General features: G+C 61.0%; 9 protein-coding genes and 6 pseudogenes. 9 read left to right on the forward strand and 6 right to left on the reverse strand.

Translation table 11 applies throughout. The features are described 5' to 3' along the window. A pseudogene (locus tag K288_RS55250) lies at positions 1–203 on the reverse strand (hypothetical protein); the annotation flags it as partial. 86 nt (positions 204–289) lie between these two features. On the opposite strand from K288_RS55250, the pseudogene K288_RS51550 reads away from it, so the two are divergent. From K288_RS51550 to K288_RS0141135, 4 genes and pseudogenes are all read left to right on the forward strand, one after another. Beyond that, positions 290–487: pseudogene (locus tag K288_RS51550) on the forward strand (transposase domain-containing protein); the annotation flags it as partial. A gap of 59 nt (positions 488–546) precedes the next feature. Continuing rightward, positions 547–678, forward strand: coding sequence for a plasmid pRiA4b ORF-3 family protein (locus tag K288_RS55255; protein WP_244443460.1), 132 nt, complete (start codon positions 547–549; stop codon positions 676–678). An 88-nt stretch (positions 679–766) separates the two neighbouring features. Continuing rightward, positions 767–1,051 carry a plasmid pRiA4b ORF-3 family protein gene (locus tag K288_RS55260; protein ID WP_027584615.1) on the forward strand — a complete coding sequence of 95 codons (285 nt, stop codon included), beginning with the start codon at positions 767–769 and terminating at the stop codon, positions 1,049–1,051. A gap of 199 nt (positions 1,052–1,250) precedes the next feature. After that, positions 1,251–1,625, forward strand: coding sequence for a hypothetical protein (locus K288_RS0141135; protein WP_027584616.1), 375 nt, complete (start codon positions 1,251–1,253; stop codon positions 1,623–1,625). Between the two features lie 4 nt (positions 1,626–1,629). On the opposite strand, the gene K288_RS48530 is transcribed toward K288_RS0141135, so the two are convergent. From K288_RS48530 to K288_RS0141150, 3 genes and pseudogenes are all read right to left on the reverse strand, one after another. Beyond that, positions 1,630–2,772: an alanine racemase gene (locus tag K288_RS48530; RefSeq protein WP_051335027.1), complete on the reverse strand. Its 1,143-nt coding sequence runs from the start codon at positions 2,770–2,772 to the stop codon at positions 1,630–1,632. A gap of 273 nt (positions 2,773–3,045) precedes the next feature. Next, positions 3,046–3,453, reverse strand: coding sequence for a Ulp1 family isopeptidase (locus tag K288_RS48535; protein ID WP_051335028.1), 408 nt, complete (start codon positions 3,451–3,453; stop codon positions 3,046–3,048). A 68-nt stretch (positions 3,454–3,521) separates the two neighbouring features. Beyond that, a pseudogene (locus K288_RS0141150) lies at positions 3,522–3,749 on the reverse strand (IS256 family transposase); the annotation flags it as partial. Positions 3,750–4,010: 261 nt separating this feature from the next. Here K288_RS0141150 and K288_RS48540 point away from each other — a divergent pair. Next, positions 4,011–5,114: an IS110 family transposase gene (locus K288_RS48540; RefSeq protein ID WP_084800102.1), complete on the forward strand. Its 1,104-nt coding sequence runs from the start codon at positions 4,011–4,013 to the stop codon at positions 5,112–5,114. Between the two features lie 374 nt (positions 5,115–5,488). On the opposite strand, the gene rocF is transcribed toward K288_RS48540, so the two are convergent. Together rocF and K288_RS48550 are read right to left on the reverse strand one after the other, a co-directional pair. Further along, positions 5,489–6,430, reverse strand: a complete 942-nt coding sequence (gene rocF, locus K288_RS48545; protein WP_051335030.1) for an arginase — start codon at positions 6,428–6,430, stop codon at positions 5,489–5,491. A 354-nt stretch (positions 6,431–6,784) separates the two neighbouring features. After that, positions 6,785–7,334, reverse strand: a pseudogene (locus K288_RS48550) (IS630 family transposase); the annotation flags it as partial. A gap of 4 nt (positions 7,335–7,338) precedes the next feature. Here K288_RS48550 and K288_RS55265 point away from each other — a divergent pair. The 4 genes and pseudogenes from K288_RS55265 to istA all read left to right on the forward strand — a co-directional run. Further along, a pseudogene (locus tag K288_RS55265) lies at positions 7,339–7,515 on the forward strand (IS3 family transposase); the annotation flags it as partial. A 4-nt stretch (positions 7,516–7,519) separates the two neighbouring features. Next, positions 7,520–7,866: pseudogene (locus K288_RS48555) on the forward strand (IS5 family transposase); the annotation flags it as partial. Between the two features lie 52 nt (positions 7,867–7,918). Beyond that, positions 7,919–8,647 carry a hypothetical protein gene (locus K288_RS51555; protein ID WP_152535942.1) on the forward strand — a complete coding sequence of 243 codons (729 nt, stop codon included), beginning with the start codon at positions 7,919–7,921 and terminating at the stop codon, positions 8,645–8,647. A gap of 139 nt (positions 8,648–8,786) precedes the next feature. Further along, a partial coding sequence (gene istA, locus K288_RS0141175; protein WP_244443461.1) for an IS21 family transposase occupies positions 8,787–9,548 on the forward strand: 762 nt, incomplete at its 3' end.

Consider the following 9,548-nt stretch of genomic DNA (forward strand, 5'->3'; position numbering starts at 1 on the left):
GATTCCTCCCAACGCGAGGCTACGAGGACGTCAAGGAACGTGCGTAGCTCAAGAAGCCGGTCCACCGGGAGAAACGGATCGGCTACAATTTTAGCCGATGCTGATTCGGGCTCTGTCATCCATGCCGGCAGAAGATGGAGACGGCCGTTCTCGCGGCGAACCGTGAAGTGGCGATGACCATCGTGGATTTGTTCGCCGAGCACGACCAGGTCTCGGCCAGCGTCAGGATGGAATGGATATGTTACTCGAACTTCGTTGCCCGGAATCCCTGCATTATGCAGCCCCTTCGGACGAGGGCGCCGAGAGTTGGGCAGTACTAGCTTCGTTAATCGAGACCTGTAAGCTCAATGGCGTCAATGCCGAGCGCTGGCTCGCTGACGTTCTCGCAAAGCTCGTCAATGGTTGGCCTGCGGCGCGGCTGGACGAACTGCTTCCCTGGGCGTCGACGTACACGATGCATGCTCACGATCCGAGGCTGGCAGCATGAGCCTGAACACGACCGCGGTCCGGATCAAGGTGACACTTAAGGACGTGAAACCGGAGGTGATGCGATGTCTTGTCGTGCCGCTCACGCTACGCCTTGATAGGCTGCATCTGACGCTTCAGGCGGGCGTTCGGCTGGACCAACAGCCATCTCTTCGAGTTCCTGGCTGGCGAAGGACGTTAGGGCATCCCTGATCCCGATGGCGATTTTAGTCCCCAGCCCATCGACGCCCGCAAGGCGCGGCTCTGCGATATCGTTCGCGAGACCGACAGCTGGGATCATGTGATCAAGCTCGAAAAATGGTTCGACAACACCACGACAGAGGGGCTCCCCCTCTTGCTCGAGGCCGCTGGCCGCTGCCCTCCAGAGGATGTTGGAGGTGCGCCCGGGTATGCCGACTACCTCGAAGCCATCGGCGACGCTACTCATCCAGAACATGAAAATATGCGTCTCTGGGGACCCGAACAGTTCGATCCCAACGTCATCGACCGGAAGGCGATCGAGGCCGCCGTCAACGCATTGTCCGCGCTCTGGAAGCCACGCCCGCGCAAGCTGCGATCAAAATAGGCGTCAAGCGCCAATCAAAAGGGTCGCAGAGCTACGCTTACGGTCAAAACCACCGGTCTCGAACGGCGCGGCCGACAGCAGCGATCCGACGCAACCGACGCCGGATACGTGGAAGACATGCGTCGCCGTCGACCCGACCAATAGTCAGACGGGAACGGCATCGATCAACTGCAACGGCAATCAGATCCAGGCCGAGATCGTGCCGCTAAACGCGTTCTACTACGTGCAGATTGACGCAGCCGAGGCCGCGACGATCAATACGTTGTCAAAGCTCGCTGGGACGGCAGCGGTGCAGGCCGGCGACTTCCAGGTTCTGGTCACAATGCACATCACCACGAAGGAAATCGCGAATTGGACCTGGGCGACGTTCTGGTGGCAGAACGGAAAGAATCCGCCCAACGACTTCCCCGGCAGCGTCGCCGACATGCCGGATGCGCACAAGATCAAGGGGCCCTGGCGAAACTTCGCCATGTGCATCAGCGACTCCATGGTGGTTCCGGCGACCAATCCGAACGGAAGCCGGTCGTCTGCTTCAGTCCCTATCTCGAAACGGGCCAGGCGGGTATGTTCATGAACTACTACTGACTGGCGGCGGGCAACATGGTAAGTTCATCCTGCCCTACAGCCACGATCTTATCGACCGAAAACCCGTTGAATCTCGCCATTTGCGTATAGGCGCCCACATTCTGGAATTCAATCCAATCGCCTTCGTGCAAATCGCGTGGCAGTGAATACGAAAATCCGAGCCTGTCCATGCCGTCGCAAGTTGGACCAAAGATGACGAAGTCCTGCCACTCCTCAGTCTGCATCGGCCGTCCCCCACGCCAAGCGCGGGCGGGGAGCAGAAAATATTGTCGGGCAGGTGAGAGGCCGCTGTAGATGCCCGCGCCGCAGTAGAGCGCCCCGTCTTTTCTTAAGATCACACGGCAAAACAAAGAGATGCTATCATGAACCAGTGCTCGTCCGGGCTCACACAAGAGTTCAACACGCTTTAGTGCATCTGTTTCGCGCACAAGTTTCGTGATGTCGGAGAGCATGCTCAAGGGAGAGTTATAGGGGACGTTCAGATAATGGCCGGGAAAGCCGCCACCAATATCGAGCGCTGTGGGAGCCGGAGAAACAGCTTCTATAATGTCGACGGCCGCCCGAATGCCATGCAGATAGGGATCGACAACGATCGTTTGGGAACCTGGGTGAAAGGACAAGCCCGTGGTCCAGCGCGATTGTGCGTTGACGAGATCCAGCAGACGGCTCGCTTCGGCGGGCGAGACACCAAACTTGCCGTTTAAGTCTAAGGTGGCGCACGTCCCACCACACTTGAACCGGACGTAGATTCGTATTTCCGGATCATGCGACGGCAGGACCTCAAGGAGCTTCCGCAATTCGGCTTCGCAATCGATGACATAGTCGCGAACCCCCAGATCCCGGAACGTCCGTTCGATATCGCGACGAGATTTCACGGGATTCATGAACCATGAACGGGCCCGGGGAATAGTGGAATGGACAAGGTGGGCTTCGGCCAGCGACGCCACGTCGAATCCGGCCACTCCGGCGCGAGAGATCGCGTGAAGAATTTTGGGCAACGGATTCGCCTTCACCGCATACAGCACGCGTCCTGAGAAACACTCGGTGAATTCGCGCGTGACGGATGCAAGACGCCCCTCATTGAACGTATAGAAGGCATCAACTTCCGCGCTTTCCAATGATCTTACCAAGCTCATATTGCACTATTCCTCGCGCACCAGAAGGGGAGTAGCCAGCGCCGTTGTTGCCGGCTGCGAGAGCAATGAGCATGCCAGCGCTCCCCACGCATTGAACCGCCTGATTACGCTTTGAAACAGCTTGCCATGCGCCACGGCGCGAGATGTCTTCTTTCGTACGCGGCTGTGAAAAGCCAGACAAAGATCGAGGGGCCGGCGCATCCGGATCGTGCATATCCTGTCCCGTGGCATCGAGGGTGTGGCAGGGGCCGGAGCCACCACGTTTGGCCGGCCTCAGATCAGCGGGGGGCCCCTTAGTCGGTCCTGGAGCGCCTGCCGATCGGCGACGAGGTTGTCGAGGTGCAGCGGCTCGTACTCCGGTCGCTCTCCTTGGGCCAATCGTCCAACCAGCTCCCACGTCCCGGCCAACACAAAGATGCCGCAATCGAAACAGTTCTGCTGCCGAGGAATGCGGGCTGGCTGCAGGTGAGCGCCCAGCCTTACTGCGAGCTGTTCTGCAATGGCGCTGTTGGTGGTCGCCATCGAATCGTAGTGATAGGCGACCGGCCGCGCCCGCTCGCGTCGATCAACGAGCAGCAGCGACCAATGAGTGCCGCGGCAATCAGGATCCGTAGCACTGGCATCATTCACGGGCAGGAACAGGAAGTCGGCTGCGTCGTTTCCATTCCGATCAAAGACCATGTGCTGGAAAGCGCTTAGAGCGACGGCGTCGGCGCCCGAGCTATGCAGAATTTTGGGTGACGAGGTGATCAGGCGGCGTGGGTTGCCGGCATTTGGATGACCTCGATGCCGTCGTTGAATCTGACACCTGCGATGATCTTCGGCAACTGATTTGTGCCTTTGAGCCGCCGCCAGGTTTTTGATGCGGCGATAACCAGCTTGAACACCATCAGCCTGGCGGTCGTTGCCGACAGCGATCCTTTCGTCAGCACGGTTCTGTGCCGCACGGTCGCGAACACGCTTTCGATGGGGTTGGTAACATGTTGGTAACCGGTATGAGATTGTCTCGGTGCCGATGTTCCGCTGCGATATTCAAGATCGTAGCGTATGGTGCGACCATCGGGACAGAGGCACCGGGAGCACGAAGGTGCGGGCAGGCCGATGCATACGATGAGCCGCGAGCTCGAGTTAGTAGCTGGCCGCCTCTGCGACTCGCCCGGTTGCGCTGAGAGCGCGAATCCGTAGTTGTCGTGTCGCCCGCAGCTCCCGTCATGTGGTCTGATTGGCAGGAGGTGCGAATGCGACGGGTGATTAGCATCGACGTCCACCGAACTTTCGGGGAGGTGGTGGTTTGGGAGGACGGCAGGCTCCGACATGCGGGCCGCATTGATATGACGCGGACTGCGTTGGAGGGATTTGGCAAGACCCTGCTGGCCAGTGATGAGGTGGTGGTGGTCGAAGCGACCGCCAACAGCATGGCGGTGTCGCGGGTTCTGGCGCCGTTCGTGGCACGGGTGATTATCGCCAATCCGCTGCAGGTGAAGGCGATCGCCCAGGCTCACGTCAAGACCGACAAGATCGATGCCGGCACGCTCGCCAGTCTGCAGGCGGCCGGGTACCTGCCGCAGATCTGGACGCCTGACGCGGAGACCGAACGCAAGCGTCGGCTGGTGGCGCGGCGCTACCAGGTCGTGCGGCATCGCACGCGGCTCAAGAACGAGGTGCATTCGATCCTGCACGCGCACCTGATCCCGAAGTGCCCGCTTGCCGATCTTTTCAACTTCCGCGGCCGGGCGTGGTTGGCCGCTCAACCGTTGCCGGACGATGAGCGCGCGGCGATCGATCGGCACGTCCGCGAGCTTGACGGGCTGGCGGAAGATCTGGCCCTGCTCGACCGCGAGATCGCGCAGGACGCCATCGACGATTCCGCGGTCAACAGATTGATGACGATCACTGGCGTCAACTTGGCGGTCGCCGCCGGCATCATGGCGGCGATCGGCGACATCAGCCGGTTCAACAGCCCGCAGAAGCTGGTGAGCTATTTCGGGCTGAACCCGCGGGTGCGGCAGTCCGGACTAGGTGCCGCCCATCACGGCCGCATCAGCAAGTTCGGCCGCAGTCACGTGCGCGCCATGCTGGTCGAGGCGGCCTGGGCAGCGGCCAAGGCGCTCGGTCCACTGCATGCGTTTTTCGTGCGCATCCGCGCCCGGCGCGGCCATCAGATCGCCGCGGTGGCCGTGGCCCGGAAGCTCACCGTGCTTTGCTGGCATTTGTTGACGAAGGGCGAGGATTACCTGTGGGCGCGCCCGGCACTGGTCGCCATCAAGACCCGCGCGATGCAGCTTCAAGCCGGACATCCGCAACAGAAAGGCAGCCGGCGTGGGCCAGCGTGTGAATGCTGATCGAACATTGACCCCCATCGGCGTCGTCGAGACCCTTTCAGGCCGTTGATTTCATTGATTTGAGATGACGGGACCCCTACGCCGATCATGGTCGAGACCCCACGCCGAAACACATTTACGGCGTTGCTTGCCCACAGAACCTTCGATGCGGCTCGCTGTTTTGTTGCTGGTCACTTCGCGGTTCGGGCTACGCGTGGGCATTGCCCTTCACGAATTTCGTACGCGCCGACATTGACGAGTGATGTGGCAATGGTGTTGGCGAGCTTGTCGCCGACAGCACTCCTTGGAAGCTTTGCGAACAATAGAGGCGTCGGCAGTCCTCGCTCTACGGCGGTGCCTCATTCGCCCGGCGCGATCGCGTTGCTCGGCGTGGGCTAGTCGGTGATCTGCTGTCCGAACAGGCTCCCGATCAGCTCGACGACGGTGCGGGCGGTGCGCCCGCGTTCGTCGAGGAACGGATTGAGCTCGACGATATCGACCGACCGCACCAGACCGCTATCGTGCAAAAGCTCCATGATCAGATGCGCCTCCCGATAGGTCGCCCCGCCCGGCACCGTGGTGCCGACACCCGGCGCAACGCAGGGGTCGAGGAAGTCGACGTCAAAGCTGACATGGAGCACGCCGTCGCTCGCCTTGACGCGCTCGATCACGCGACGGATCAACACCGCGACGCCGAACTCGTCGATCTCTCGCATATCGGCAACCCTGAGCCGGCGCGCGCGCATCAAATCCTTCTCGATGGGATCGATCGAACGCGTGCCGAACAGATCGAGCCTACCTGGATCGAGCGAGACACGCGGATCCTCGCCGAAGAGGCCGTCGAGGCCGGGCTCGCCGCACAGGAACGCCGCCGACATGCCATGCATGTTCGCGGTGATCGTCGTCTCCGGCGTATTGTAGTCGGCATGCGCATCCAGCCACAGCACGAACAGCTCGCGGCCGCGTTCCCGCCAGTGACGAGCCATGGCGTTGACCGAGCCCATCGAGAGGGTGTGATCGCCGCCGAGAAAGATCGGGAGCGCGCCGGTCTGCGCGATCTCGTAGCCGCGGTGGCTGAGCACGCGCGTCCAGCGCTGGATTTCCCGGTAGTGATTGGCCTTGGCAGGCGGCCTGTCGGTGAGGTCCTCGATCTCCGTGACTGAGAGGTCGCCATAGTCGACGACGTCAAAGTCGAGGCTCTCGAGCAATGTCGCAAGGCCGGCGGTACGCAGCGCTGCAGGTCCCATCAGGGTGCCGCGCTGCGAGGCTCCCATGTCGATGGGCGCGCCGAGCAGCGCGATACGCAGGTCTTGATTCGGCTTTGTCCGGTCGGTCACGGCAATCTCCTGGGAACAATTGCAGCCCTTCGTCGTGAGATGATTGAGACTGATTGGGAAGCTGGCGAAGGGAGGCTCTTCTTCTCTATTCGGCCGGGTTTGGTCAAGGGCGTTGATTGGATGCGTCGTAGGGTTTGGTACCGTTCGCGGGGCCGCGCTTCTCTTCGGGATCAGCCGTATGGCTCTCCCAGCATGGGATCAGTAGAACGAGACGGAACAATCTGACTGACTCGCGTACTGATCGCAGAGCCGCGATCGTACAAGAGCCCAAAGCGAACTCATCTCGTCCATCGTCCCGCGAGGGACCTCGCCGCCGGACAGCGGGTGTTTGGATCGGCGTTGCGCTAGAGCGTTTCACGTTTTGATAGAAGCGTATCCTGCGTTGGCGAAGTAGTTGCTGCATTCGGTAGGCTGGATCGAAGTGATGAGGTCGCCGAGGTGTCGCCCGAATGTCGTCGACGGTGCGCTTCTGGGCGATGCGCATCCAGTGCTTGATCTTGGCGAAGGTCTGTTCGATCGGATTGAGGTCGGGTGAGTAAGGCGGCAAATACCAGAGCCTGGCGCCGGCCCTGCGGATAATACGGCGCAGAGCAGCCGACTTGTGGCTGCCGAGATTATCCATGATCACGATGTCGCCAGGCTTAAGAACTGGAACGAGTTGCTGTTCGACATAGGCTCGGAAGCATTCGCCGTTGATCGGCCCGTCGAAGACGCAGGGAGCGACGAGGCTGTCGGAGCGCAAGGCGCCGAGAAAGGTCAGCGTCCGCCAATGGCCGTGGGGTGCAAAGCCTCGCACCCGCTCGCCCTTCGGTCCCCACCCGCGCAACGGGGCCATGCTGGTCTTGATCCAGGTCTCATCGATGAAGACCAGGCGCTGGGGATCGAGGCTTGCCTGCCACGACTGTCGCATCAATCGCAAGCGCGTGCAGCGGTTGATGCGCAAGATGGGCATCGCGGCGCTGGGACCAAAGCCCAGAACCACAAAGCCGGCGCCGGGACACAAGATCTTCCCGTATCTCTTGCGCCATATGGTGATCGACCGGCCGAATCAAGTGTGGGCGGCCGATATCACCTATGTGCCGATCGGCCAAGCGCGGCGGCAACAAGCGTACAGTAGACTTGCGCGAGATCGTCAACGGGCTGATGTACATTCTGAGCACAGGCTGCCAATGGCGGGCGATTCCGAAAGACCTGCCGCCGCGCTCGACCCTGCACGATTACTTCGATCTGTGGAACTGGGACGGCACTCTCGATCGCATCCATCACGCTCTCTATGTCGAATGCCGCGAAAGAGCCGGGCGCGAGGCCTCTCCCACCGCCGCGATCATCGACAGCCAGAGCGTGAAAAGCGCCGAAAAAGGGGGCCTTACGACCCGCATGGCTACGATGCGGGCAAGAAGGTCAAAGGCAAGAAGCGGCATATTCTCGTCGATACGGAGTGCCAATCATCGCGCCGAAGCGGAGCTAGGTCCACTTCGCGAGACGTTCATGGCTTATCGCGAGGAGCTGAAGGATTTTCAAGCTAGGCATCTCTTGAAACGAGCAGCGCGAAATCCGGCAGGACGGTGGACTACTGCCGGATTGCCTGTGCTCCTGGTCGCATTTGAGTCGCTTCTGAATGGGTTCTTCTTTGCCAAGGGTGCCGACCTCGGATTGATCGGGGGAATTGGCACGGCGATGGGCATATCGCTGGTGAATGTCGTCCTATCGTTTGCAATCGGACTGTTTCCGATGCGGTGGATCAATCATCGCAACTACGTAATCAAGGTCGTTGGATTAATTGTTTCAGTAAGCGCAATCATGGCTCTTGTGGCGCTCCATGGGTTCGCGGCGCACTATCGTGATGCGACCGCCGTTGTGGGGGACGACCATGCGTTTCAAAGGGCGTTGGAAACGCTCCGTTCTAGCCCCCTCGGGCTTATTGATCTTAACTCCTTCTATTTGTTCGGCTTGGGGCTTGTTTTAGCAGGCACGGCCATTTGGAAGGGCTATGCTTTCAACGATCCATATCCGAGATATGGAGCAAGTTATCGGCGAGCGGCTGATGCGCGCGAGATTTATAGTGACGAGCACGCTTCGCTATTTGATGATCTGGAAGAAATAAAAGAGAAGACCATCTCGGAGCTTGACGATGGCATGCGCGGCGGCGATCAGGGTGAGACTCCGGCAATCAGGATGAGACTGCGCCGATGGGGACGGACCGAAGGGAGGGCGTAGCCCGACCGGAGGACCGTCCCCATCGGCGTCGCGCTTTTCGGACCCGTCTGGCGGCCGGGTGCGGCTGGTGCAAGCTGTTGATTCGTCTCGACAAGAGGGAATCGACGCCTTGCCTGGCCTTCACATCACCGACCACCAGATGAGGCTGTACATGAACTATCGACTGACATTGTCCCCTGAGGCCGCCGCGGCCAAGGCGGGGTTCTCGAAAGCGAGTGCGTATCGGATCGAGGGCGATGCGCGTTCGCCATCGCAGAAGAAGGCGCCGAGGGGGCGGCGCCGGTCCGATCCGCTCGCGCCGTATTGGGACGCCGAGATCGTTCCGATCCTGAAGGCTGCGCCCGGCATCCGCGTGATCGGCGTGCTGGACGAACTGCGCCGACGGCATCTTGGCCTCAAGGCCAACATCCGACGCACGCTGGAGCGGCGCATCAATGCCTGGCGGGCACTCAACGGCCCCGAACAGGACGTGATCTTCCGCCAGGAGCACGAGCCTGGCCGCCTGGGTCTGTCCGACTTCACCGACGTGGGCGCGCTCGGCATTACCATCGCGGGTGAGCCGCTCGATCACCGGCTCTATCACGTCCGGCTGGCGTTCTCTGGCTTCGAGCATGCCCATGTCGTGCTCGGCGGCGAAAGCTTCGTCGCCCTGGCCGAGGGCTTGCAGAACGCGCTGTGGGTGCTCGGCGGCGTGCCGCGCGAACATCGCAGCGACAGCCTGTCGGCAGCGTTCCGCAATCTGGCGACCGACGCGCGGGAGGATCTGACACAGCGCTACGCCGCGCTGATGGGCCACTATGGTATGGCGCCAACGCGCAACAATGCGGGCATCGCCCACGAGAACGGTTCGATCGAGAGTGCGCACGGTCATCTCAAGCGAGCGCTGGAGGATGCGCTGTTG

Origin of the sequence: Bradyrhizobium sp. Ai1a-2, from assembly GCF_000426245.1 — a bacterium.
Lineage (GTDB): Bacteria > Pseudomonadota > Alphaproteobacteria > Rhizobiales > Xanthobacteraceae > Bradyrhizobium.